This window comes from Microbacterium paludicola, from assembly GCF_015235415.1.
Lineage (GTDB): Bacteria > Actinomycetota > Actinomycetes > Actinomycetales > Microbacteriaceae > Microbacterium > Microbacterium paludicola.
Genome location: NZ_JADGLL010000006.1, coordinates 1 through 23,607 on the forward strand (window position 1 = coordinate 1; position 23,607 = coordinate 23,607).

Sequence of the window (23,607 nt, forward strand, 5' to 3'; positions counted from 1 at the left end):
CGCGCACTTCGGCGTCTGGCCCGACAAGATCTCCACAATCGAACGCGGCGCCCGCCGCGACGACGACTTCGCCAACGCCTACCGGCAATGGCTCAACGCCGCTTGACAGGACATAGGAGCATCAGCCAATCGAGCGCGAGCCCCGGCGCGGAGCGTCGGGCGAGCGATCGATCAGCGCGCGGCTACAAAAACGCCGAGCGACCGATCCGCGCGCGGCCAAAGAAGATCAGAACGCGCTGAGCACCCCGGTGCTGAGCAGCACCAGCAGGACGCCACCGAGGGCGACGCGGTAGATCACGAACGGCAGGAAGCTGCCGGTCTTCAGGTAGCGCATCAGGTAGGCGATGACGACCCAGCCGACGATGAACGCGACGATCGTGGCGACGGCCGTCTCGACCAGGCCGTAGGGGCCCGACTGCGGCTCGGTGACGGCGTGAAGGAGCTCGTAGAGGCCGGACCCGAAGACGGCCGGCACGGCGAGCAGGAACGCGTACTCCGCCGCGGCGGTGCGGTTGTAGCCGAGCAGGCGCGCGGCGGTCGTCGTGGCGCCCGAGCGCGAGACGCCGGGGACCAGCGCGAGCGCCTGGGCGAAGCCCATCGCGATGCCGCTCGGGTAGGTGATGTCGTCGAGGTCGCGCTCGCGACGGCCGTAGCGGTCGGCGAGGCCGAGGATGATGCCGAAGACGATCAGCACGATGGCGACGAGCCACAGGTTGCGGAACACGTCGCGGATCGTCTCCTGGAAGAGGAAGCCGAGCACGCCGATCGGCAGGGTGCCGATGATCACCAGCCAGCCCATCCGGGCATCCGGATCGCTGTGCGGCACCTTGCCCGCGAGCGACTGCGCCCACCGGGAGATCACCGTGGTGATCTTCTTCCAGAAGTACACGAGGACGGCCGCCTCGGTGCCGATCTGCGTGATCGCGGTGAAGGTCGCGCCCGGGTCCGTGGCGGACGGCAGGAACTCACCAAGGATGCGGATGTGGGCGCTCGACGAGATCGGCAGGAATTCGGTGAGGCCCTGCACGAGGCCGAGGATGATCGCTTCGATGAACGGCACGAGAGACGACTCTAGGTCACCGCTCCTGACGGGTTCGTCAGACTTCCGGATGATCCTCGCAATCGGATCCGGCGCGCCCCGCGTTCAGTACGTGCGGATCAGATCCCGCAGCACGCGCACCCCGAAGTCGAGGGCGTCGAGCGGCACGCGCTCGTCCACGCCGTGGAACATGCCGGTGAAGTCGAGGTCGGCGGGCAGCTTGAGGGGCGCGAAGCCGTAGCCGTCGATGCCGAGCCCCGCCAGCGCCTTGTTGTCGGTTCCCGCGCCCAGCAGGTACGGAAGCACGGGGACCCCCGGGTCGTGGGCGCCGAGCGCGGCGACCATCGCGTCGACGAGACCACCGGAGAACGGGATCTCCAACCCGATGTCGCGATGGAACATCCGGATCTCGATGTCGTCGCCGACGATGCGCTGCACCTCGGCGAGCACCGCGTCCTCGGCGCCGGGCAGCACGCGGATGTCGACGGTCGCCTCGGCGGCGTCCGGGATGACGTTGTGCTTGTAGCCGGCGGTGAGCCCGGTCGGGTTCGTGATGGTGCGGAAGGTGGAGGCGACGAAGGCCGCCGCGGGCCCCGTGGCGGCCGCGAGGGCATCCGGATCCGACGCCGGGTCCATGCCGCTGATCTCCGCGATGCCGGCGAGCAGCTTCTCCGTGGTCTCGGTCATCTCGACCGGCCACGCGGTCGACCCGAGGCGCGCGACGGCGGCGGCGAGCCGTGTGATCGCGTTGTCCGGGTGCACGCGGCTGCCGTGACCCGCGCGGCCGCGCGCGACGAGCGTGACCCACATCAGGGCCTTCTCCCCCACCTGCAGCAGGTACGCGCTGCGGTCGCCGACGGGGATCGAGTAGCCGCCCACCTCGCTGATCGCCTCGGTCGCTCCCGCGAACCACTCGGGCCGGTCGCGGACCACGAGCTGCGATCCCTCGACGCCGCCGTTCTCCTCGTCGGCGAAGAACGCAAGCACGAGGTCTCGCTCCGGCCGCTCCCCCGCGCGCAGGATGTCTCCCATGGCGCTGAGGATCATCGCGTCCATGTTCTTCATGTCGACCGCTCCGCGGCCCCACAGCATCCCGTCGCGGATGACCCCCGCGAACGGATCCACCGACCAGTCCTCGGCGACCGCGGGGACCACGTCGAGGTGACCGTGCAGCACGAGCGCGGGCTTCGTCGCGTCGCGGCCCGGCACGCGCGCCATGACGTTCGTGCGCCGCTCGATCGGCTCGTAGTACTCGGGCGCAAGGCCCAGCGACTCGAGGTGGGCCCCGACGTACTCGGCGGCTTCCCGCTCGCCCTTCGACCGCCCGCCGCCCCAGTTCGTGGTGTCGATCCGGATCAGGTCTCGCGCGATCCGCGCGACCTCGGGCAGCTCGGACGTCGACATGCCTTCCAACCTAGTCGGGGAACGACGAAGGCCCCGGATCTCTCCGGGGCCTTCGATCTGTGCGCGAGGGGGGACTTGAACCCCCACGCCCTATACGGGCACTAGCACCTCAAGCTAGCGCGTCTACCTATTCCGCCACCCGCGCAACTGGGTGCCCGATCTCTCGACCGGGGCTGTGGCCGCCGTGGCGACCGAAGAGAAACATTACCACGCGGTGAACCCGGTGACGAATCGCGGCGCGGCCCCGGGCGCGTCTTCGGGACCGGGTCAGGCGAGCGTCACGCCGAATGCGAGGCCGAGGAGGTACGTGACGGCGGCGGCGCCGTAGCCGATCGCGAGCTGGCGGAGGGCGCGCTTCAGGGGCGAGGCGCCCGAGAGCAGGCCGACGGTCGCCCCGGTGCCGAGGAGCGCGAGACCCACAAGGACGAGTGCCGTCACGACCGCCGGCACGCCTGTGAGCCCGAACAGCCAGGGAAGGACCGGGATGACGGCGCCGCTCGCGAAGAACAGGAAGCTGGATCCGGCGGCGCGCCACGCACCGCCGACCACCTCGTGCGTGTCGATGGGGCCGGTGTGCACGGGAGCCCGGCCCGCGTGGGCCTCGGCGATCGCCTTCCGCGCGCGCTCGATCGCCGCCTCCTCCGGGATGCCGCGCGCGCGGTAGACGAGGGCGAGCTCGTTCGAGTCGATGTCGAGGTCGGGCAGGGCCGTGTCGCCGTAGGTGCTGCCCGGATCGGTCGCATCGAGCATCTCGCGCTGCGACCGGACGGAGACGAACTCCCCCGCCGCCATCGACAGCGCACCCGCGAGAAGGCCCGCGATGCCGCTGAAGAGGACGAGCTGCGGGGCGACGCCGGTCGCCCCGATGCCGAGGACGAGCGCGAGATTCGAGACGAGGCCGTCGTTCGCCCCGAAGACCGCCGCCCGAAACGTGCCGGACAGCCGGCGGCGACCGCGCGCCGCCAGGCCCCGCACGACCTCGTGGTGCACCTTCTCATCGGCGCGCATGGCGGGTGTCGCGTACCGCTCGCCGTCGTACGGCGACCGCGCCTCCGCCTGCTGGGCCAGGGCGAGCACGAAGATCGTGCCCAGGCGCCCCGCCATCCAGCCGAGCATCCGCGTGCGCAGGCTCGCGCGCGGCATCCGCTTCGGTTCGCCTCCGAGCAGCGTCAGCCAGTGAGCCTCGTGGCGGCCCTCCGCGGCGGCGAGCTGCTCGAGGATCGCGCGCATCTCACCCTCCTTCGAGGCGGCGAGCCGGCGGTACACGTTCGCCTCGGCGCGCTCGTCGGCGAGGTACTGCGCCCAGCGGCGACGGTCGGCGGATGTGGCGGTGGGCGCGCTCAAGAGGCCTCCAGAGAGGGATGACGAGGGGGATCACTCCACGGTAGCCAGCCGACGGCGGCTTCCCCCGTCAGGCGCCGGGATTGGCAGGTTTTCGGGCCCCCGAAGGGGCGCCCCGCACCGCGCGGCGCAGTCCGCGCTCCCCCGCGCGCATCACGATGCGGTGGCCGAGTGCGAAGACGGGACGCAGCACCGGGCCGGCCGCGATCATCCAACGTCGTCGCGCGGTCACGTCCCACTCGAATCGCAGCTCGCTGCCCGAGCCACGAGGCTGGATCTCCACGCGCCCGCGCCCCTCGAGGTCGCCGAGGCTCACGGCGTCGATGGCGCGTCCCTTGTCGACCGCCGTGACCCGCAGGACGAACCGCAGGGAGTAGCCGAAGGGCGCGCGAACGCGCGCCCCGATCTCGGCGCCCGGCTCCACCCTGGTGGCCGGTGCCGTCACGCGCAGCGATCGCCACCATCCGTCGGATCGTCCCATCGCCACCGCCACGAGCTCCTGCCAGCACCGCTCGGGCGACGCATCGACGCTCCAGCGGGTGCGGAAGGAGTAGCGCGCGGACATGCCGGCGACACTACCGCCGGCGCGGCGCCCCGCTGCACATGAGCGGACCCGGCGAGATCACGATCGCACACGCCCAGGCGGACGTGCGCCGCGTGCACCGCGGCGGGTCGATGGGCCCCCTGGTCTCCGGCGCGGTGTGGCTCGTCGCCACCGCGCTGATGACGTGGGCCTCCCCGCCGGCGGCGATGTGGGCGCTGTTCGTCGGCGGAGCGCTGATCTTCCCGATCTCCACCCTGCTGCTCCGCGCGCGAGGCGGTCCGGCGTCTCTTCCCCCTGGTCACCCGTCGAGCGCGCTCGCGTTCGAGTCGGCGATGGTCGCCCCTGCCGGCACGCTGCTCGCGATCGTGGTGGGGATCTTCGGTCCGGACCGGTTCTTCCCGGCCGCGACGCTCATGATCGGCGTGCACTACCTGGTCTTCGTCTCGCTGTACGGGCTCCGGCTCTACCTCGCGCTCGCCCTCGTCCTCACCGCGATCGGCGTGCTCGGGCTCTTCGCCGTGCCGCAGCTCGGCTTCTGGGCCGGCTGGGCGACGGGTGCGGCGCTGCTTGCCTTCGTGCTTCCGCTCGACCGGGCGTCGCGTCCCGCGCGTGAACCCGCTGCCGTGGCCTGAGCCTCAGGAGCGGACGCGCTTGCGCAGCACGTCGATGCGCGCCTGCAGCTGGGCGACCGTCGCCTTGGCGACCTCCGGGCCGCCGCAGCGACGGCGCAGCTCGGCGTGGATGACGCCGTGCGGCTCACCCGTCTGGCGGGCGTAGACGCCCACCAGGCTGTTGAGCAGCTGCCGCTGCTCGCGCAGCGTGCGGTGAAGCGGGGCCGGCAGCGTCGACACGGGCTCCTCGCCGCTCTCCGATTCGCGCGCCTCGCGCACCTGGCGGTGCCGCGACTGCCGCGCGACCCGCTGCATCAGCAGCTCGTGTACGTGTTCCGGCTCGAGCAGGCCCGGCAGGCCGATGAACTCCAGCTCCTCCTCCGTGCCGGGAACGGCGAGCTGGCCGAACTCCTTGCCGTCGAACACAACGCGGTCGAAGTGCGCGACGGATCCGAGGGCCTCGAACGAGCCCTCCTCGGTCAGCGCGTCGGAGGCCTTCTCCTCGCGCTCCGCCGCCTCGAGCAGGGAGTCGTCGAGGCCGTCCTCGTCCTTCTCGCCGCGGTCGAGCACGTGGTCGCGCTGACGCTCCATCTCGTTCGCGAGCGTCATCAGGGTCGGCACGTGCGGCAGGAAGACGCTCGCGGCCTCTCCGCGGCGGCGGGCGCGCACGAAGCGGCCGATCGCCTGCGCGAAGAACAGCGGCGTCGACGACGACGTGGCGTAGACGCCCACAGCGAGGCGCGGCACGTCCACACCCTCCGACACCATCCGGACGGCGACCATCCACCGATCGGTGCTCTCCGAGAAGCGCTCGATGCGGCTCGACGCCTCCGCGTCGTCCGACAGCACGACGGTCGCGCGCTGACCGGTCATCGAGTGGAGCAGCTTCGCATAGGCACGCGCGGCCGTCTGGTCCGTCGCGAGCACGAGGCCGCCGGCATCCGGCACGTGCTGACGGATCTCGGTGAGCCGCTGATCCGCCGACTTCAGCACCGCCGACATCCACTCGCCCTGGGGGTCGAGCGCCGTGCGCCAGGCCTGGGACGTGACGTCCTTGATGTTGTCCTGGCCGAGGTGCGCCTCGAGCTCGTCCCCGGCGCGCGTGCGCCACTTCATGTGGCCCGAGTACACGTGGAACAGGACGGGCCGCACGACGCCGTCGGCGAGCGCCCTGCCGTAGCCGTACGCGTAGTCGGTGACCGAGGTGCGCAGGCCCTGCGCATCGGGGGCGTACTCGACGAACGGGATCGGCGCGTCGTCGCTGCGGAACGGCGTGCCGCTGAGCAGCAGCCGCCGCTTCGCCGGGCCGTACGCCTCGCGGAGGGCGTCGCCCCAGCTGAGCGCCTCGCCGCCGTGGTGCACCTCGTCGAGGATGACCAGCGTGCGGCCGCCCTCGGTGAGCGCGCGGTGCACTGATGCCTTCACGGCGACCTGCGCGTAGGTCACGACGACGCCGTGGTACTGGCGGGAGAAGGTCGTGTGGCTGTTGCGGAACACCGGATCGAGCCGGATGTGCGCCCGCGCCGCGGCATCGGCCCACTGCGTCTTGAGGTGCTCGGTCGGGGCGACGACGATGATCCGGTCGACCTCGCGCGTGCGCAGCAGCTCGCCCGCGAGCGTGAGCGCGAAGGTGGTCTTACCGGCGCCGGGGGTCGCCGCGACGAGGAAGTCGCGCTTGTCCGCCTCGAAATACGCGTCCAGGGCCTCCTGCTGCCAGGCGCGGAGCTTGCCCGCGGTTCCCCACGGAGCTCTCTGCGGGTAGGACGGTGACAGCATGGGGTTCAAGCGTAACGGCCCCCGCCGACGTTCCGCCGAGCGCTCCCCACCCGCGCCGGCCGCGCAGGATCATCCGCGCGACGGATCCGCGGGAACGCGCCGAGTCGTAGTCTTCTGCACGTCCCATCCCGTCCATCCCGTCCGTCCCGTCCCCCTGGAGGATTCGATGACAAACGACGCCGCGCAGGCCCCGATCGATGCAAATGTGGGTCCCCACCCCTGGCGCCGCTTCGTCGCCATCGGCGATTCCTTCACGGAGGGAATCGGCGACCCCGAGCCCGGATCTCCCGGCGGCCACCGCGGCTGGGCCGACCGCGTCGCCGAGGTGCTCTCCCGCCAGGTCGACGACTTCGCCTACGCGAACCTCGCCGTGCGCGGACGGCTGATCACGCAGATCGTCGACGAGCAGCTCGAGCCCGCGATGGCGCTCAAGCCCGATCTGGTGACCCTCTGCGCGGGCGGGAACGACGTGATCCGCCCCGGCGGCGACCCGGATGCGGTCGCGGCGCAGTTCGAGGCGGCGGTCGCGCGGCTCAGCAGCGAGGGGGCGACCGTGGTCGTCTTCACCGGGATCGACACGCGCTTCACGCCGGTGTTCCGACCGCTGCGCGGCCGCATCGCGATCTACAACGAGAACATCCGGGCGATCGCCGACGCCTACGACTGCGTCGTGGCCGACCAGTGGGCGCTGAAGACCATCCAGGACCCGCGGTTCTTCGACGACGACCGGCTGCACATGAACTCGCTCGGTCACCATGAGGTGGCGCGGATGGTGCTGCGCGCGCTGAACGTGCCGAATGACCTGCAGCCGATGCAGCCCGACCCGCTCCCGCCGACGACCTGGCGCGAGGCGCGGCGCGGCGACCTCATCTGGGCCCGCACGCACCTTGTGCCGTGGGTGCTGCGGCGCGTGCGCCACCAGTCATCCGGCGACAACGTCACTGCCAAGCGGCCCGAGGCGGCGCCGTTCGCCACGCTCAAGCCCGAGGACTGACCCGCGGCGCGTCAGCCGCGCTGGCCGCGGCCGACCGCCCAGAGGGCGACGGCGCTCGCGGATGCGACATTGAGCGAGTCCACGCCGCCCGCCATCGGGATCGTCACGACCGAGTCCGACGCCGCCAGCGCGCGGCGGGAAAGCCCGTCGCCCTCCGCGCCCATCAGCAGCGCCACGCGTTCCGGCGGAGCCGCGGCGAACTCGTCGAGCGAGACCGCCTCGTCCGAGAGCGCGAGCGCGGCGATGTGGAACCCGGCGGCGTGAAGCTGCTCGCGCGCCTCCGGCCATTCCGGAAGACGCGTCCAGGGCACCTGGAACACCGTCCCCATGCTCACGCGCACGCTTCGCCGATAGAGCGGGTCCGCGCACCGGGGCGTGACGAGCACCGCATCCGCCCCGAGGCCAGCCGCGGCACGGAAGGCGGCGCCGACGTTCGTGTGGTCGACGATGTCCTCGAGGATGACCGCGAGGCGCGCCCCGGCGAGCACGTCGGCGACCGCCGGCGGCTCGGGCCGGTGCATCGCCGCGAGCACGCCGCGGTGCACGGCGTATCCCGTGACGCCCTCGGCCACCTCGGCGGGGACGAGGTACACGGGCACCTCGTCAAGGCCCGCGAGGACGTCTTCGAGCTCGGGCAGCCAGCGCTCCTGCGTCAGCACCGAGCGCGGACGGTGCCCCGCCGCCAGGGCGCGGGCGAGCACCTTCGCGGACTCCGCCATGTACAGGCCTCCCTCGGGCTCGAGCACACGGCGGAGCGCGACGTCGGTGAGGTCGCGGTAGTCGGCGAGGCGCGGGTCGGACGGGTCGTCCACGGGGAGGATCTTCACCCATCCAGCATTCCCTAGACTCGGCTTCGTGCCCGTCCCCGAACTCGACGCCCCCGCGACCGCGGCCGTCGGCCGCGCCGTCGACGCCCTCGCCGGTCGCCGGGTCGCGGTGCTCACCGGCGCCGGGGTGTCGACCGACTCCGGCATCCCCGACTACCGAGGCAAGGGCGCCCCAAAGCGCACGCCAATGACCGCGCAGGCGTTCCTCAGCGACGAGGCCGCCCGCCGCCGGTACTGGGTCGGATCCCACCTCGGGTGGCGCGCCTTCACCGCGGCCGCACCGAACGGCGGGCACGAGGCCCTCGCCTCGCTCGAGCGCGACGGCATCGCCACCGGCATCATCACGCAGAATGTCGACGGCCTGCACCTTCGTGCCGGCAGTCACCGCGTCGTCGAGCTGCATGGCACGATGCGCCGGGTGTTCTGCACGCACTGCGGCCAGGTCTTCGACCGCCGCGACATCGGCGAGCGGCTCGAGCAGGCGAATCCCTGGATCACGGTGCCCGAGAACGTCGCGCTCGGCCCCGACGGCGACGTGCTTCCCGAGTCGGCCGAGGACTTCGTGGTGCCGGAGTGCACCGTCTGCGGCGGCATGCTGAAGCCCGACGTCGTCTTCTTCGGCGAGTACATCCCGGCCGAGAAGTTCCGCGAGGCCGAGCAGCTGCTGCTCAGCAGCGACGCCCTGCTGATCGCCGGCTCGTCGCTCGCGGTGAATTCGGGCATCCGGTTCGTCGAGCGCGCCCGCCGCCGGAAGCTGCCGGTCGTGATCGTGAACCGCGGCGAGACGCGCGCCGACAACCGCGCGACGGTGCGGATCGAGGCGGGCACCACCGAGGTCCTCCGGGAGCTCGCCCGCGCGCTGCCCGCCGCGCGCTGATCCGCCCGCCGGTGCCGCGCCCATCCGCCGAGCGGAGCCGGCTTCTCCGGAGGCGCCATAAACTCGAGGGGTGACCCTCCTTGCTCTCGTGCGCCATGGCCAGACCGACTGGAACTTCGACCGGCGCATCCAGGGCCGCACCGACATCCCCCTGAACGACACGGGCCGCGCACAGGCGCTGCTCGCCGCAGAGGCGCTGCGGGACGGCGGGTGGACGCGGATCGCCTCGAGCACGCTTCAGCGGGCAAGCGAGACCGCGCAGATCATCGCCGATTCGCTCGGCCTCGACGCTCCGAAGACCTACGCGGGGCTCGTCGAGCGCGACTACGGCATCGGCGAGGGAACTCTCGTCTCCGACTTCCACGCCCGGTACGACACCGGCGTGGCCCCGGGCGGCGAGACGCTCGAGGAGCTCGCCGAGCGCGTTCTCGCGGCCCTCGGCGAGGTCGCCGCCGACTCCGCCGGAGAGCCGACCATCGTCGTGGCGCACGGCGGCGTCATCCGGTCGCTTCTCGGCATCGCCACGGACGGCGCTCTGCCGCGGCCCGGCGAGCGGATCGACAACGCGTCGGTGACGGTGTTCCGCCTCACCTCCGACGGTCTCGCCCTCGAGTCGGCGTCGCTCGTGGCGCCGCAGGCGGACGCCGAGGCGTAGGCAGAGCCTCGCCGTGGTGCGCCTGCGCCGGTCCTCCCCCGATCAGCCGGGCTGGACGAGACGCGCCGCGGGGCGGGGATTCGTCTACCTCGACGAGCAGGGATCCCGCCTTCCGGACGATGCCGTGGAGCGGATCCGGTCGCTCGCGATCCCGCCCGCGTGGAAGGACGTGTGGATCTGCCCGTACCCGCACGGACACCTTCAGGCCGTCGGCACGGACGACGCAGGAAGGCGCCAGTACCTCTATCACCCCGACTGGCGCACCCGCCGCGACGCCGCGAAGTTCGATCGCGTCCTCGACTTCGGTCGTGCCCTCGGCAGCGCGCGCGGCCGGGTGCTCGACGACCTCGCGCTCGAGGGCATGCCGCCCGAGCGCGCCTGCGCGCTGGCGGTGCGGCTGCTTGACCTCGGCTGCTTCCGCATCGGCAACGACGTCTACGCCGACACCCATGGCAGCTTCGGCCTCACCACGCTGCGCCGCGATCACGTGACGCGCCACGGCCGCTCGCTGGTGTTCGAGTTCACCGGCAAGTCGGGCGTCGACCACCGCATCGAGATCGAGGACGAGCCCGTCACCGCGGCGGTTGAGACCCTCCGCCGGCGACGGGACGACGCCGAGACCCTGCTCGCCTGCCGCAACGGCTCGTGGCGCACCCTGACCCCCGCGATGGTGAACGAGTACGTGCGCGAGATCACGGGCATGGACGCGACGGCCAAGGACTTCCGCACCTGGCACGCGACCGTGCTCGCCGCCGCCGAGATCGCCACCGGGGCGGACGAGCTCGAACGCTCCGGTCGCGGCGGCGTCACGCGGCGTGGCCGGGTCGTGAGCGATGCGATGCGCGAGGTCGCGGACTTCCTCGGCAACACGCCGACGCTCGCCCGCACGTCCTACGTGGATCCTCGCGTCGTGTCGGCCTACGAGGAGGGCCGGACGATCATCCGCGCCGTCCGGCGCAGCTACGACTCCGCGGATGAGCGCCAGCTCTCCCTCGAGCGGGCGACGCGCCGGCTGATCCGGGAGACCGACGAGGCCTGATCGGATCGCCCACGGCACACTGACGTACGGCAGGCCAGGCCGCGCAATCGATCCGATAACGACTGAGCAGGATGCCCAAGAGCCTGTCCCAGAGACTGCTAATGTCTCGCACTATGGCTTCCCTGGATCACGTCGACCTCGAGTTGCTGGCCGCGCTGAGCGAGGACCCGCGCGCAACGGTCGTAGCGCTCGCGGAGCGCCTCCGCCTGTCCCGCAACACCGTCCAGGCGCGCATGGCGCGGCTCGACAAGGCCGGCGTCTTCCGTTCGTTCGAGCGCTCGATCTCGACGGCCGCCCTGGGGTTCCCGCTCGAGGCCTTCCTCGCGATCGGCGTGCGCCAGGTCGACCTCCCCCGCATCACCGGCGAGCTGGCCTCTGTCCCGGAGGTTGTGCAGGTGCACGGGCTCTCCGGTCAGACGGATCTGCTCGCCCTCGTCGCGTGCCGCGATGCGCGTCATCTCTTCGACGTCGATGCGCGCATCCTGGGCATCGAGGGCGTCGAGCGCACCGAGACGTCGCTCGTGATGAGCGAAGCAGTGCCCTACCGCGTGAACGGTCTTATGCAGCTCGCCCGCCGCGAGCCGTAACCTGCCCGGGCACGCCTTGCGGGCGCCGCGACGCCGCGCGGCAGAATGACCGTGTGAGCCAGCTGCCGCCCGTCCCGCCGCCTCCGGTCGCGGGCCCGTTCGATCCGCCGCCGCGCCCCTACCGCCCGGGTCTGCGGGGCTGGGGAGTCGGGCTGATCTGGACCGGCAGCGTGCTGCTGGTGATCGCCATCGCGGCGGCGACCTTCTCGCTCTTCTTCTTCCTACGCACGGTGCCCTTCGGGGTGCTCGACCTGTCGGGCAGGCCGGGCCCCGAGGTCATCGCGTCCGGATCGCTCCCCGGCGAGGCGGCGCTCGACGTGGCCGAACCCGCGCGCTACACGATCTGGCAGATGTCCTCGTCCTCGGATCCGGACTTCCTGAGCTTCGAGGACGTGACCGTGACGGGCCCCGAGACCGTCCGCGTCGATCCGGCGTTCGTGGCGGAGACCTCGAGCTCGGGGTCCACCGTGGCATCCGCGGTCGCGTCGTTCCAGGCCGACGAGGCGGGCTCGTACCTGATCACGGTCGCATCCGGTGCGGACGCGCCCGAGGACGCCCTCTTCCTCGTCACCGAGGGCGGAGGCTTCGGCGAGTTCTTCCTCGGCCTGAACGCGACGATCCTGCTGGGCTTCGCGGGGATCGGCGGCGGCCTCCTCGGCACCACGCTGCTCACGATCGGCATCGTGCTGCGCGTGCTCGCCGGGAAGAAGCCCACGCGCGGCTGACGCGCCGTCTCAGGCGAGGAAGGTCCGGATCGCCGCGGCCGCCTCGGCCGGCTTCTCGTAGTGGATGAGGTGGCCGACGCCGGCGATCTCGACAAGGCGCGCGTCGGCGAAGCGCGTCGCGAGCACCCGCTCCGCCTCGATCGGAGTGATGTCGTCGCGGTCGGCGGCGACCAGCAGCGTGGGCACGGCGATCCGCTCGGCGTACTGGCTGACGTCGTGCGACACGCTTGTGACGAACGCGTCGTGCAGCACGTCGCGGTCGGCGAAATTCGAGAAGTAGCGGTCGTGCTGATCGTGGATGAAGGCCCGCAGCTGCGGATCGCGGGTCTTCGCCATCGCGATCGACATGACCCGCACGATCACCTTGCTCCGCAGCACCCACGTGCCGATCGCGCGCGGCAGCCGCGCCCCCGCCCAGTAGTAGAAGATCGCGAGCCGCGTCAGGATGCCGCGGGGCCCCTCGAGCGCAGGGGCGCCGATCGGGTTGACGAGGATGAGCCTCGGCGTCCGGAGACCGCGCGCGACGGCGGCGGCCGACACGATCGAGCCGAAGGAGTGGCCGAGGATGATCGACTCGGGGGCGACCGCGGCGTGGAACGCGTCGAGCCAGTCGGCGTACGCCTCGATGCCGTGACGCCGGCCGGGAAGGGGCGCCGTCTCGCCGAACCCGGGAAGATCCGGCATGATCAGCCGCACGTCGGGAAGGAACGCCACAACGGGTTCGAGCCCGTGGTGCTCGCCGCGGAACCCGTGCACCGCCAGGACCGTGATCGCCGCGTCGTCGGGCCCGTATATCCAGTAGGCGGTGCGACCGCCGAGGACCTCCACCTCGTGCCGCACCACGGGGATCTCGGCGAGCTTGGCGGAGTAGGGCGAGGCGACGGGCATCCGTCGAGTCTACGGAGGGTCCGCTGGGCGTTCGTGAGCGCTCCGCGGTGTGGCTTCCCGGTGATGTCGGCGGCGCGCTCTACGGTGTGGATCATGACGAGGTCGTGGCCGGATCCGCCCCCGCTGTTCGAGCTTGACGAGCTCGACCATCCGGGCGAGGCGATCACCTGGGTCCCGCCCGTCGAGACCGCCGTCGAGGTCGAGACGCTCGTCGAGGTTGTGGCATCCGAACCCGAGCCGGTGATCGAGGTCCACGTCGAGACCGTCGTCGAGGCGACCGTCGAGGTCGCGCCGGCCGTCCGGGTCGAGGCCGAGGCATCCGTCGAGGCGCTCGTGGAGGTCGCTCCCGACCGCTGGACGAGCAGGATCGGCGTGTTCGATCTGGAGACGACCGGCGTGGACGTGGCCGAGGACCGCATCGTGACCGCCTACGTGGGCCTGCTCGATGCGTCGGGCGAGGTCGTGCATGAGGAGCACTGGCTCGCCGACCCCGGAACCGAGATCCCGGAGGGCGCGACCGCTGTCCACGGCATCACGACCGAACACGCACGGGCGCACGGCAGGCCCGCCGAAGAGGTCGTCGCGGAGGTGACCGCCGCGCTGCGGACGCTGCTCGCGGGCGGCATCCCCGTCGTCGCCTACAACGCCGCCTACGACTTCTCGCTGCTGAAGTACGAGGGAGAGCGCCACGGGCTCGAGTGCCTCGACTCCCCCGCGCCGGTGATCGATCCGCTCGTGATCGACAAGACGCTCGACCGCTACCGCAAGGGAAAGCGCACGCTCGACGTCGTCGCCGCGCACTATGCCGTGCCGTTGGAGTCGGCGCACGAGGCGTCCGCCGACGCGATCGCCGCGGGGCGCGTCGCCCTCGCGCTGGCGAACCGGTTCGCCGACCGCCTGCCCGAGGATCCGCTCGAGCTCCACACCCGCCAGATCGGCTGGGCGCGCGAGCAGGCCGAGAGCCTCACGGAGTACTTCATCTCGATCGGCCGCCTCGAGCCGACCGAAGCGCTCGACGGCTCCTGGCCCGTGCGCTGACCCCGGCGTAGCCTCGCCCCATGGTGCGCGACGACGGGATGGACCGGCTGCGGCGGAAGTACCCGCTGCAGGGCGCAGGATCCGCGATGGACGCGGTCTGGCGCCCCTCGGCTCACGACGCCGACATCGAGGCGCAGTCGCTGAAGATCATCCCGGTCCCCGCGCCAAGCCCGGACACCGGCCCGGGCGTGCTCGATTTCGATAACGGGACCATCGAGATCCACGTCGACGAGTGATCCGTCACCCCGGAAACGCGAAAGGCCCCGCCGAAGCGGGGCCTTTCTGAAGAACGAGGGCTTACTTGGAGCCGAAGTTCTTGAAGCGCTGGTTGAACTTCTCGACGCGACCGGCCGAGTCCATGATGCGCTGCTTACCCGTGTAGAACGGGTGCGACGCCGACGAGATCTCGACATCGATGACCGGGTACTCGACGCCGTCGAGCTCGATGGTCTTGTCGCTGGTCACGGTCGAACGGGTGAGGAAGGTCTCGCCCGAACCGAGGTCGCGGAACACGACCGCCTTGTACTCGGGGTGGATGTCAGTCTTCATGGGGGTCCTTGCCAAGAGATTTTGAAAAGTCTTCCGGTGCTTGGGCACCAGCGAACGAGTCTACCAGACTCAACCCGCCGTTGAGACCGCTGTCAGTGGGCGCGTGCGGCGTAGCGGCCGCCGTCCTCGCTCAGCTTGATCTGCACGCCGAACGTCTCCGAGAGGTTCTCCTCGGTGAGCGTCTCGGGGATCGGGCCGGCGGCGACGATCTTCCCGTCGCGCAGCAGCAGCACGTGGGTGAACCCGGCGGGGATCTCCTCGACGTGGTGCGTCACCATAACGAGGGCCGGCGTGACCGGCGACTTCGCATACTCGCTGAGCAGACCGACGAGAACCTCGCGCGAGCCGAGGTCGAGGCTCGCGGTGGGCTCGTCGAGCAGCAGCAGCTCGGGGTCGGTCATGATCGCGCGGGCGACCTGGACGCGCTTCTGCTCGCCCTCGCTCAGGGTGCCGAAGGTGCGGTCGGCGAGGTGGTCGAGACGCCACTCCTGCAGCACGCGCAGTGCGCGGCGCTCGTCGATGTTCTCGTACTGCTCGTTCCAGCGGCCGAGCACCGAGTAGGCGGCGGTCAGCACCGCGTTCAGCACGGTCTCGTCCGCCGGGATGCGCTTTGCCAGCGCGGAGGACGCGAAGCCGATGCGGGGGCGCAGCTCGAACACGTCCGTCCGGCCGAGGCGCTCGTCCAGGATGTCGACAGTGCCGGCGGTCGGGTGGATGAGCGTGTCGGCGAGCTGCAGGATCGTCGTCTTGCCGGCGCCGTTCGGGCCGAGCACAACCCAGCGCTCGTCGTCGTTCACCGCCCAGGTGAGTCCATCCACGATGTTCCGACCTTCTCGGCGGACCACGACGTCTTCGAAGGAGAGCACAGTGGGCATGCGTTCAGCCTACCTATCCGGATGGGGCCCCCAGCGCGGACGCGCGGGCTCGGTCGGGCACGGGCGCGGTGTGCCGGGCGCTACGCTCGTCACTCGTGACCGCGCGCTTTCTCGTCGTCCTCGACGCCGACTCCACTCTGATCCGCAACGAGGTCATCGAGCTGATCGCGGATGAGGCCGGGCGGGGCGCGGAGGTCGCCGCCGCCACCGAGGCGGCGATGCGCGGCGAGGTCGACTTCGCCCAGAGCCTGCGGTCGCGGGTGCGGGAGCTCACCGGGGTGCCGGTCGCCTCGTTCGTGCGGGTGCGGGCCCGGATCGAGCCGACGCCGGGCGTGACAGCCCTGATCGACGCCGTGCACGCGCGCGGCGGACTCGTGGGCGTCGTCTCCGGCGGGTTCCACGAGATCCTCGACGAGCTCGCCCCGCATCTCGGCGTCGACCTCTGGCGCGCGAACCGCCTGCTCGCCGCGGACGGCGTGCTGACGGGCGAGGTCGACGGCCCGATCGTGGATGCCGCCGCCAAGCGCGAGTGGCTGACCCGCTGGGCACACGAGCACGGTGTGCCGATGTCGCGCACGATCGCGATCGGCGACGGGGCGAACGACCTGCTCATGCTGGAGGCCGCCGGCCTCGGCCTCGCCTTCAACGCCAAGCCCGCCGTCCGTCGCGCGGCTCCCCTGGTGATCGGTCCGGTCAACCTGTCCCAGGTCATCCCGCTGCTGCCGTTCTGAGGCGAGCATGAAGTCCGCGCTACCGCTCGGCCTTGACTAGGTTTCCGAAGGCACATCGCGAGGCTCGTCACTAAGGTGTCCACATGCCCGCGTCGCCATATGTCCGCGCAATGCGCGAGAAGATCGGCCACGACCTCCTGATCCTCCCCGGTGTGACCGCGGTGATCCGTGACGGCGACCGCTTCCTGCTCGCACGGCAGCGGGACACCGCGCGCTGGAGCCTGGTCGGCGGCGGTGTGGAGCTCGACGAGCAACCGCGGGATGCGGTCATCCGCGAGGTGGCAGAAGAGCTGGGCGTGGTGCCCGAGGTCGTCCGGGTCATCGGCGCGTACGGCGGACCCGAGCTGCACAGCGTGCTTCCCAACGGCGACGAGGTTGCATACGTCACGACCGCCTATGAATGCCGGCTTCCGCGAGGCCCGATGGTTCTGGAGCAAGAGGAACTGCACAAGGTCGCGTGGTTCACGCGACCGAGATCGGCCAGTTGACCAGACACGAATGGATCGACCAGGTGCTTCGCGACGTGTGAGCCGAGGAGTCCGCGCGCCCGCTGAGGCCGCGTAGTGAAGCCCGCTCAGGCCTCGTAGTGAAGGAGGTCCCCCGGCTGGCAGTCGAGGACGCGGCAGATGGCGTCCAGGGTGGTGAACCGCACGGCGCGCGCCCGCCCGTTCTTGAGCACCGCGACGTTCGCCGGGGTGATGCCGATGGCGTCGGCGAAGTCGCCGACGCTCATCCCGCGCTCCCGCAGCATCCGATCGATCGAGATGCGGATCGCCATCACACGACCTCGTCGAGTTCGGTGCGCAGCCGGATCGCGTGGCCGAGGAGTGACCGCAGCACGAGAGTGATGCAGGCGAGCGCGGTGAGGGCGAGGCACGCGGTCACCAGGATGAGCGCAAGCCAGGGGCTTCCCGCCTGCCCCACGCCGATGACGACGAATGCGACGACCACCAGCGCAGCGGCGCAGATCAACGTCGAGACGATCACGTCGACCCACAGGAGGGACGGTCGCGCGAGGACGGTGCCGGCGTGGATCCGTTGGACGAGCAGAGCGACCATGGCGAGCGTAACGAGAGCGAGCAGGACGATCGCGATCGCGAGAGCGAGCAGGGGCGTCCGCAGAGATGCGTACTCGGGAAGCGCCGCGGCGATGCTCGCCGACATAGCCGGCAGGAGGGCGATCACCCCGATGCCGCCGAGGAGCAGCGCCGCCAGGAGCGCCTGGGTGAGGACGACAAGCGCGAGCGGCGGCTTCGGGAGATCGTGGTCCATGCATCGATCTTCGATAGATCACCTATCGAAAGTCAATAGATGCTGGGCGCACTGTCGTCCACACAGGAGGTGAGCCCCTCGATTCTCCACATAGGCCAGAGATTCGAACGAATGTCCGAGGTTCGTGGGACACTTGATGTATGCCGAAGTTCACGGATTCCGACGGTCTCACCTGGGGTTTCACCTCGGGTGAGAAGGCGCGGACGCGTGCGGGTGTCGAGCGACTGAAGGAGATCCGGGCCGAGCGGGCGCGGCTGGATGCGCAGGAGGCGACAGAGCTGGCAGCACTGACCGGCATCGCGGTCGGGCAGATCGAGCGGATGCCGTCGCCCAGCGAGTACGCGTTCCCCCTCCGGTCGATGGCCACCGAGCTCGCGTTGGCGCTTCGGGAGTCGCCTCGGGCGATGCAGGGGCGAATGGAGCGCGCCGCCGAGCTCGTCGAGAAGTTCCCGGCCACACACGCCGCCCTGGCGGCGGGACGTATCACCGACCGTCACGCCCGCGAGATCAGCGCCGCCGGCATCGGCATCCCCGCCCCCGAGGCGCGGGCCGCGTACGAGGCAGAGGTCGTCGCGCTGGCGGAGAAGACCACGCCGCACCGCACGAAGGAGACCGCCTCTCTGGTGGCCGAACGGCACCACCCCGACGTGCTCGCGGTCCGCCACGAGAAGGCCCGCGCCGAGCGACGGGTGTTCCTGGATGACCTCCCCGACGGGCAGTCGATGCTCGCCATCATCGGCAACGCCGTCGCCATCCACGGGGCCTACGATCGCCTCACCGCCCGTGCCCGCGCCGTCATACGCGACCGGCGCCGGGTGACCCGCGAACTCGACGGCATCGAGCCAGCGCCGCAGTCCCCGGACGCGGCGAAGTACCACGACGATCGTCACCTCGGCCAGCTGCGCGCCGACCTCGCCCTCGACCTCCTCCTGACCGGCATCCCGACCGGGCACGACATCGAGCAGGACATCCGCGCCACGGTGGAGATCACCATCCCCGTCACCACCCTCATCGGCCTCGACGACGGCCCCGCCCTCCTTGCCGGCTACGGCCCCATCGACCCCGACACGGCCCGCCGTCTCGCCGGCACGACCGCCGGCTGGGAGCGGATCTTCCTCGATCCCGACACCGGGGCCCTGCTCACCGTCGACCACTACACCCCCACGGCGGCCCAACGCCGGTACCTCCTCGCACGGGACAAGACCTGCCGCGTCCCCGGGTGCGAGACCAAGGCCAAGCACTGCGACCTCGACCACACGATCCCCTACTCGGCGGGCGGAGTCACGGACGTCGACAACCTGAACTGCGTCTGCGAGCAGCACCACATGCTCAAGCACCACGCCCCCTGGCGATGGCAGAACCTCGGGCACGGTCGCACCCGCATCACCAGTCCCTGCGGCTACGACTACACCGAAGGCCCATCCCTCATCTACACCGGCGGGCCACGCGCCCCCTTCTGACGCGCCTGCCAGCATGGACGCATGGGCACGGGTGAACTCTGGGACCTGACGGACGATCGCGGACGCCCGGTGGGACGCACCCACCGGCGCGGGATCGGCGAGATCCCGCCCGGGTTCTTCCACATTGTTTCCGCGACCTGCGTCTACCGGCCTGATGGTGCGGTGTTGATCACCCGCCGCGCCGCCGGGAAGGACTATCCGCTGACGTGGGAGTTCCCCGCCGGGAGCGCCCTCGCCGGCGAGACGAGCGTCGAGGCGGCCACCCGTGAGCTCCGCGAGGAGACCGGCCTGTCCCCCGATCCGGCCCGCTTCCGGTTCGTCGGCCGATTCCCCGAGCCCTCGGCTCTCGTCGACATCTATACGGCGCCGTTTCCGGATGGGTCAGTGCTGGCGCTTGATCCCGAAGAGGTGGCGGAGGCCGACTGGGTCACCACGGATGACGTCGAGCACCTCCGGAACCTCGACGCGTTCGCCGCGCCGTGGCTCCCACGTCTCGACGCGCTCTGGCAGCCGATGAAGGACGCCATCGGCCAGGGGCTGCGCTGATGCTGCTCAATGTCGTGGAGGCCGGCAGCGGACCTCGCTGCGCAGTCTTGCTGCACGGGATGCTCGGCTCCGCCGAGAGCTGGCAGCGGGTCGTGCCGCTGCTCGTCGACGCGGGGTACCGCGTCCTCGCCCTCGACCTGCCGGGGCACGGGCTGTCGCCGCGCGACCCGACGATGACGCTCGAGGGCGCCGCCGACGCTGTCGTCGACACGGTGCGGGCGTTCGTCGACCATCCGCCCGCCGTCGCGATCGGACACTCGTACGGCGCACTCCTGCTCGCGGCGGCCGCGGAGAGGATGCGGCCCCGTCTCGCGGTGTATGTGGACGCGCCCCTCGCGTTCCCCGGTGGCGCGGATCGCGACGCCACCCTGGCGCGATACAAGCGCGACAAGCGGGTCCGGACCCCGCAGCGGCTGCGTGAGACCCGCTCCCACTACAGCGAGGCGGACGCCGTCGTCGAGGGACGTGCTGCCGAGCGATTCGATCCGGCGACATCCGCCTCGATTTCCGCGGGCCCGGGCGGATCCTGGGCGCCTTCCCCCGGATCGATCGTCCTGCGCGCCGAGCCGAGCGAGTTCGTCACCGACGCGGATGTCCGGGTGCTGTGGGAGCACGGCGTGGACGTCCGCAGCATCCCCGGCGCCGCCCACACCGTCTGGTACAGCCACTTCGACGCCTTCGTCGCGGCTCTGCCCGAGATCTTCTCGCCGGATGTCGGTGGCCCGTCATAGCCTGCGGGCATGGCAGACATCATCCTGATCCCGGGCCTCTGGCTCGACGCCTCCTCGTGGGACGACGTGGTCCCGACGCTCGAAGCCGCGGGACACCGCGTGCGCCCGCTCACCCTCCCGGGCGTCGGCGCTCCCGCGACCGAGTCGCAGGACGTCGGCATCGACGACTGGGTCGACGCGGTTGTGCAGCGCGTCGACGCGACCGCAGGCCCCGTCGTCGTGGTCGGCCACTCGGGCGGCGGCAACGTCGCGTGGGGCGTCGCCGATCGCCGCCCCGAGAAGGTGAGCCGCGTCATCCTGGTGGACACGATGCCGCCGCCGAGCGGCTCGGGCATCTCCGAGTTCCCGCTGGTCGACGGTGTCGTGCCGTTCCCCGGCTGGGACTTCTTCGGCGACGATGCCGCCGATCTCGATGACGAGACGCGCAGGCGCACCGCGCCGACGACGAAGTCCGTCCCTGCGCGCGTGCCCACCGATGAGCTTCAGCTGAACGACGACCGCCGCTTCGCGGTGCCGGTGACGGTTCTGGCGGGCGGGCAGGACGAGGCCGAGCTGCGCGGGATGCTCGCGGAGTGGCCGGCCTGGGGCGAGAACTTCGACCGGATCCAGCACGTCGAGGTCGTCAAGCTCGGCACGGCCCACTGGCCCCAGTTCTCGAAGCCGGAACTGCTGGCGGCCGAGATCCTGAAGGCCGCCGACCGGGTCTAGTGCCCCATCCCGAGGCCACCGTCGACCGGGATCACGGCGCCGGAGATGTAGCCGGCGTCATCGGAGGCGAGCCAGGTGACGGCCGCGGCGACCTCGGCGGCGCTGCCGTAGCGGCCCGCGGGGATCGACTTGCGGTACTCGGCCTGCGTCGCCTCGGGAAGCTCGGCGGTCATGTCCGTCTCGATGAAGCCCGGGGCGACGACGTTCGTGGTGATGCCGCGCGCTCCCAGCTCCCGGGTGAGCGAGCGAGCGAAGCCGACCAGTGCGCTCTTCGACGAGGCGTAGTTGACCTGGCCCGCCGACCCCAGCAGACCGACGACGCTCGAGATCAGGATGACGCGACCGAACCGCGCCTTCAGCATCCCCTTCGACGCGCGCTTGACCACGCGGAACGATCCGCCGAGATTCGTGGCGACGACGCTGTCGAAGTCGTCCTCGCTCATCCGCATGAGCAGCGTGTCCTTGGTGATGCCGGCGTTCGCGACGACGATCTCGACCGGGCCGAGCTGCTGCTCGACCTCGGCGAACGCGGCGTCCACCGCGGCGCCGTCGGTCACGTCCGCACGCACCGTGAGCGTGCCCTCGGGTCCTTCGCCGCTGCGGGCGGTCACCGCGACGCGGTAGCCCTCCTCCACGAAGCGCCCGGCGATGGCCCGACCGATGCCGCGGTTGCCGCCGGTGACGAGGACGACGCGTCCCTCTGCACTGCTCACGATGCTGCTCTCCTGTCCTGGCGATCCACTGGCTCGCCGATCCTGGCAAGCCTACTGACGCACCTCACGCCGACCCCGGTGCGGGCGCGCACAAGCATCCCGACGCACGGCTGTACCGGAGGGACAGCGGCGTAGGCTTGATGGACCGTGAGATCCCCCCGCCGAGAGCCCTCCTCCGCCGCGCAGTCGGCGACCTCGCTGCCGGTCGCCCCGGCCGACGACGCGGGCGTCCGCGTGCGCAACTACCTGCTCACGATGGGGATCCGGATCACCTGCCTGCTTCTCATGGCACTCATCACGCCCTACGGCTGGTACACGTTCGTCTTCGCCGTCGGCGCGATCTTCCTCCCCTACATCGCCGTGGTCGGCGCGAACGCCGCGAGCGGCCGCAACGTTCCCGTCGCCGAACGTCCCGTGGCGGCGGCGCTCGACGCCGCTCCGGTCGAGGAGAAGACGGAAGCGGCCCCCGCGGAGCCGACGGTGATCCGCATCGCCGAGACCACCGCGCGTCCCGCCGCCGAGACCCCCGAGCGCCCCACCGCCGACCCCGCCGCGCGGCCCACCTTCGCGCCCGACGACGAGGACCGCACATGATCGGCGACCTGCTCAACGGCGGAGGCCTCGCGGAGCCGACCTGCTCGCGTGCCGGCTGCGGCGACACGGCGACCTGGTCGATCGCGTGGCGCAACCCCAAGATCCACACGGCCGATCGCCGCAAGATCTGGCTCGCGTGCGACGCGCACGTCGACTACCTGCGCGAGTTCCTCGCGGCACGCGACTTCCCGCTCGAGGTCACTGCCGGCGTGCCCAAGGAGGCTGACGCATGAGCGCCCCCTTCTCGCAGAACCGCGCCACGCGCTGGAGCGTCTACGCACTCATCGCCGTCCTGTTCGCCATCGCGTGCGGATTCCTGTCGCACTGGCAGTTCACGCGCAACGAGGACCGCGCCGCGATGCTCGAGCTCGTCGAGGCGAACTACGACGCCGCTCCCCTGCCGGTCGAAGAGGTGCTCGACCGCGGGTTCGCCCCTCAGGACGAGTGGCACCCCGTCCGTCTCGCCGGGCGCTATCTGGCCGAGGAGCAGCTGCTCGTCCGCAACCGCGCGCAGGGCGGCACAAGCGCGTTCGAGGTGCTTGTGCCCTTCCAGCTCGCCGACGGCCGGATCGTCGTGATCGACCGCGGCTGGGTCCCGCCGGGCGAGGACGCCGTCCCGGATGCGGTGCCCGCCCCGCCCACGGGCGAGGTCACCGTGATCGCGCGGATCCGTCCCGGCGAGCCCCTGCCGTCATCCGGTCGCTCCGCACCCGAGGGTCAGCTGCCGACCATCCACCTGCCGTCGGTGGCGGACCTGACGGGTCCCGAGACCGAGACCGCGTTCTACGGCCAGCTCGTCAGCGAGGACCCGGCGCCGGCGGAGGCCCGCCCCGCCGCGGTCGCCGCACCCACCGAGGACCCCGGACCGCACCTGTCGTACGCGATCCAGTGGATCCTGTTCGCCATCATGGGCTTCGTCTTCATCGCCTACATGATCCGCACGGAGGTCAGGGCGCGCCACGAGGACGCCGAGGGTGACGACGACGATGAGCTCCCGACTGCGGCGCCCGCGCGCGCGAAGCCGCGCCGCCGCGACCGCGACGCCGACGAAGAGGATGCGCTCCTCGACGCCTGATCGCGCGC

Annotated in this window: 30 protein-coding genes and 1 tRNA gene; 18 read left to right on the forward strand and 13 right to left on the reverse strand. The window is 71.3% G+C overall.

Annotated elements, in window-relative coordinates; genetic code table 11:
• Positions 1–226: 226 nt before the first annotated feature.
• The 5 genes from IR155_RS04160 to IR155_RS04180 form a co-directional block, all read right to left on the reverse strand.
• Positions 227–1,060 carry an undecaprenyl-diphosphate phosphatase gene (locus IR155_RS04160; RefSeq protein ID WP_135113484.1) on the reverse strand — a complete coding sequence of 278 codons (834 nt, stop codon included), beginning with the start codon at positions 1,058–1,060 and terminating at the stop codon, positions 227–229.
• Positions 1,061–1,144: 84 nt separating this feature from the next.
• Complete coding sequence (locus IR155_RS04165) at positions 1,145–2,443, reverse strand: M20/M25/M40 family metallo-hydrolase (RefSeq protein ID WP_135113486.1); 1,299 nt, start codon at positions 2,441–2,443, stop codon at positions 1,145–1,147.
• Positions 2,444–2,503: 60 nt separating this feature from the next.
• Positions 2,504–2,588: transfer RNA gene (locus IR155_RS04170), tRNA-Leu, on the reverse strand.
• Between the two features lie 122 nt (positions 2,589–2,710).
• Positions 2,711–3,787 (reverse strand): VIT1/CCC1 transporter family protein, encoded by a 1,077-nt coding sequence (locus IR155_RS04175; protein ID WP_135113488.1) that lies wholly within the window; start codon positions 3,785–3,787, stop codon positions 2,711–2,713.
• 67 nt (positions 3,788–3,854) lie between these two features.
• Positions 3,855–4,349, reverse strand: coding sequence for an SRPBCC family protein (locus IR155_RS04180; protein ID WP_135113490.1), 495 nt, complete (start codon positions 4,347–4,349; stop codon positions 3,855–3,857).
• A 38-nt stretch (positions 4,350–4,387) separates the two neighbouring features.
• Between IR155_RS04180 and IR155_RS04185 the strand changes: the two genes are divergently transcribed.
• Complete coding sequence (locus IR155_RS04185) at positions 4,388–4,960, forward strand: DUF7010 family protein (RefSeq protein ID WP_135113492.1); 573 nt, start codon at positions 4,388–4,390, stop codon at positions 4,958–4,960.
• A 3-nt stretch (positions 4,961–4,963) separates the two neighbouring features.
• Here the strand turns inward: IR155_RS04185 and IR155_RS04190 are convergent, their stop codons facing one another.
• On the reverse strand, positions 4,964–6,715 hold the full coding sequence (locus tag IR155_RS04190) for a DEAD/DEAH box helicase (RefSeq protein ID WP_135113494.1): 1,752 nt from the start codon (positions 6,713–6,715) through the stop codon (positions 4,964–4,966).
• A gap of 166 nt (positions 6,716–6,881) precedes the next feature.
• Between IR155_RS04190 and IR155_RS04195 the strand changes: the two genes are divergently transcribed.
• Complete coding sequence (locus IR155_RS04195; protein WP_135113496.1) at positions 6,882–7,709, forward strand: SGNH/GDSL hydrolase family protein; 828 nt, start codon at positions 6,882–6,884, stop codon at positions 7,707–7,709.
• A gap of 11 nt (positions 7,710–7,720) precedes the next feature.
• Here IR155_RS04195 and IR155_RS04200 read toward each other — a convergent pair whose 3' ends face one another.
• The gene (locus tag IR155_RS04200) at positions 7,721–8,536 is read right to left on the reverse strand and encodes a TrmH family RNA methyltransferase (RefSeq protein WP_135113498.1); all 816 of its coding nucleotides are present in this window, start codon (positions 8,534–8,536) and stop codon (positions 7,721–7,723) included.
• A 28-nt stretch (positions 8,537–8,564) separates the two neighbouring features.
• On the opposite strand from IR155_RS04200, the gene IR155_RS04205 reads away from it, so the two are divergent.
• The 5 genes from IR155_RS04205 to IR155_RS04225 all read left to right on the forward strand — a co-directional run bounded on the left by IR155_RS04205 (position 8,565) and on the right by IR155_RS04225 (position 12,419).
• On the forward strand, positions 8,565–9,413 hold the full coding sequence (locus tag IR155_RS04205; protein ID WP_135113500.1) for a Sir2 family NAD-dependent protein deacetylase: 849 nt from the start codon (positions 8,565–8,567) through the stop codon (positions 9,411–9,413).
• Between the two features lie 70 nt (positions 9,414–9,483).
• The gene (locus IR155_RS04210; protein ID WP_135113502.1) at positions 9,484–10,068 is read left to right on the forward strand and encodes a histidine phosphatase family protein; all 585 of its coding nucleotides are present in this window, start codon (positions 9,484–9,486) and stop codon (positions 10,066–10,068) included.
• Positions 10,069–10,084: 16 nt separating this feature from the next.
• A complete protein-coding gene (locus IR155_RS04215; RefSeq protein WP_322783509.1) occupies positions 10,085–11,107 on the forward strand; it encodes a DNA topoisomerase IB in 1,023 nt (340 codons plus the stop codon).
• Between the two features lie 113 nt (positions 11,108–11,220).
• Complete coding sequence (locus IR155_RS04220) at positions 11,221–11,694, forward strand: Lrp/AsnC family transcriptional regulator (protein WP_135113506.1); 474 nt, start codon at positions 11,221–11,223, stop codon at positions 11,692–11,694.
• 53 nt (positions 11,695–11,747) lie between these two features.
• Positions 11,748–12,419 carry a hypothetical protein gene (locus IR155_RS04225; protein WP_135113508.1) on the forward strand — a complete coding sequence of 224 codons (672 nt, stop codon included), beginning with the start codon at positions 11,748–11,750 and terminating at the stop codon, positions 12,417–12,419.
• Between the two features lie 9 nt (positions 12,420–12,428).
• On the opposite strand, the gene IR155_RS04230 is transcribed toward IR155_RS04225, so the two are convergent.
• Positions 12,429–13,307: an alpha/beta fold hydrolase gene (locus IR155_RS04230; protein ID WP_135113510.1), complete on the reverse strand. Its 879-nt coding sequence runs from the start codon at positions 13,305–13,307 to the stop codon at positions 12,429–12,431.
• Between the two features lie 333 nt (positions 13,308–13,640).
• Here IR155_RS04230 and IR155_RS04235 point away from each other — a divergent pair, with 333 nt between their 5' ends.
• Both IR155_RS04235 and IR155_RS04240 read left to right on the forward strand, forming a co-directional pair.
• Positions 13,641–14,345 carry a 3'-5' exonuclease gene (locus IR155_RS04235; protein WP_233441100.1) on the forward strand — a complete coding sequence of 235 codons (705 nt, stop codon included), beginning with the start codon at positions 13,641–13,643 and terminating at the stop codon, positions 14,343–14,345.
• A 20-nt stretch (positions 14,346–14,365) separates the two neighbouring features.
• Positions 14,366–14,581 carry a hypothetical protein gene (locus IR155_RS04240; protein WP_135113513.1) on the forward strand — a complete coding sequence of 72 codons (216 nt, stop codon included), beginning with the start codon at positions 14,366–14,368 and terminating at the stop codon, positions 14,579–14,581.
• 61 nt (positions 14,582–14,642) lie between these two features.
• On the opposite strand, the gene IR155_RS04245 is transcribed toward IR155_RS04240, so the two are convergent.
• Both IR155_RS04245 and IR155_RS04250 read right to left on the reverse strand, forming a co-directional pair.
• Positions 14,643–14,894 carry a type B 50S ribosomal protein L31 gene (locus tag IR155_RS04245; protein WP_135113515.1) on the reverse strand — a complete coding sequence of 84 codons (252 nt, stop codon included), beginning with the start codon at positions 14,892–14,894 and terminating at the stop codon, positions 14,643–14,645.
• 92 nt (positions 14,895–14,986) lie between these two features.
• A complete protein-coding gene (locus IR155_RS04250) occupies positions 14,987–15,769 on the reverse strand; it encodes an ABC transporter ATP-binding protein (RefSeq protein WP_135113517.1) in 783 nt (260 codons plus the stop codon).
• A gap of 95 nt (positions 15,770–15,864) precedes the next feature.
• Here IR155_RS04250 and serB point away from each other — a divergent pair, with 95 nt between their 5' ends.
• Positions 15,865–16,500: a phosphoserine phosphatase SerB gene (serB, locus tag IR155_RS04255; protein ID WP_233441095.1), complete on the forward strand. Its 636-nt coding sequence runs from the start codon at positions 15,865–15,867 to the stop codon at positions 16,498–16,500.
• A 110-nt stretch (positions 16,501–16,610) separates the two neighbouring features.
• Positions 16,611–16,988, forward strand: a complete 378-nt coding sequence (locus IR155_RS04260) for an NUDIX domain-containing protein (protein WP_228066639.1) — start codon at positions 16,611–16,613, stop codon at positions 16,986–16,988.
• Between the two features lie 86 nt (positions 16,989–17,074).
• Here the strand turns inward: IR155_RS04260 and IR155_RS04265 are convergent, their stop codons facing one another.
• Positions 17,075–17,278: a helix-turn-helix domain-containing protein gene (locus IR155_RS04265; protein ID WP_135113521.1), complete on the reverse strand. Its 204-nt coding sequence runs from the start codon at positions 17,276–17,278 to the stop codon at positions 17,075–17,077.
• Entirely contained in the window at positions 17,278–17,772 is a 495-nt protein-coding gene (locus tag IR155_RS04270) for a DUF2975 domain-containing protein (protein ID WP_135113523.1), read from the reverse strand. The genes IR155_RS04265 and IR155_RS04270 overlap by 1 nt, the downstream gene beginning before the upstream one ends.
• Before the next feature lie 140 nt (positions 17,773–17,912).
• Here IR155_RS04270 and IR155_RS04275 point away from each other — a divergent pair, with 140 nt between their 5' ends.
• Genes IR155_RS04275 through IR155_RS04290 form a run of 4 tightly spaced genes read left to right on the forward strand, consistent with a single transcriptional unit; the run spans position 17,913 to position 21,217 of the window.
• Positions 17,913–19,232 (forward strand): HNH endonuclease signature motif containing protein, encoded by a 1,320-nt coding sequence (locus tag IR155_RS04275; RefSeq protein WP_135113525.1) that lies wholly within the window; start codon positions 17,913–17,915, stop codon positions 19,230–19,232.
• Positions 19,233–19,253: 21 nt separating this feature from the next.
• A complete protein-coding gene (locus tag IR155_RS04280) occupies positions 19,254–19,778 on the forward strand; it encodes an NUDIX hydrolase (protein ID WP_135113527.1) in 525 nt (174 codons plus the stop codon).
• Positions 19,778–20,509 (forward strand): alpha/beta fold hydrolase, encoded by a 732-nt coding sequence (locus IR155_RS04285; protein WP_135113529.1) that lies wholly within the window; start codon positions 19,778–19,780, stop codon positions 20,507–20,509. The genes IR155_RS04280 and IR155_RS04285 overlap by 1 nt, the downstream gene beginning before the upstream one ends.
• Before the next feature lie 9 nt (positions 20,510–20,518).
• Complete coding sequence (locus tag IR155_RS04290) at positions 20,519–21,217, forward strand: alpha/beta fold hydrolase (protein WP_167760702.1); 699 nt, start codon at positions 20,519–20,521, stop codon at positions 21,215–21,217.
• On the opposite strand, the gene fabG is transcribed toward IR155_RS04290, so the two are convergent.
• Entirely contained in the window at positions 21,214–21,930 is a 717-nt protein-coding gene (fabG, locus tag IR155_RS04295) for a 3-oxoacyl-ACP reductase FabG (RefSeq protein WP_135113531.1), read from the reverse strand. The two genes, IR155_RS04290 and fabG, sit on opposite strands and share 4 nt — an antisense overlap.
• Positions 21,931–22,077: 147 nt before the next feature.
• Here fabG and IR155_RS04300 point away from each other — a divergent pair, with 147 nt between their 5' ends.
• The 3 genes from IR155_RS04300 to IR155_RS04310 are packed head-to-tail and all read left to right on the forward strand — an operon-like array spanning position 22,078 to position 23,599.
• Positions 22,078–22,524 (forward strand): DUF3099 domain-containing protein, encoded by a 447-nt coding sequence (locus IR155_RS04300; protein ID WP_135113533.1) that lies wholly within the window; start codon positions 22,078–22,080, stop codon positions 22,522–22,524.
• Positions 22,521–22,757, forward strand: coding sequence for a hypothetical protein (locus IR155_RS04305; protein ID WP_135113535.1), 237 nt, complete (start codon positions 22,521–22,523; stop codon positions 22,755–22,757). Before IR155_RS04300 ends, IR155_RS04305 begins: the two co-directional genes overlap by 4 nt.
• Positions 22,754–23,599 carry an SURF1 family cytochrome oxidase biogenesis protein gene (locus tag IR155_RS04310; protein WP_135113537.1) on the forward strand — a complete coding sequence of 282 codons (846 nt, stop codon included), beginning with the start codon at positions 22,754–22,756 and terminating at the stop codon, positions 23,597–23,599. The genes IR155_RS04305 and IR155_RS04310 overlap by 4 nt, the downstream gene beginning before the upstream one ends.
• Positions 23,600–23,607: the final 8 nt, after the last annotated feature.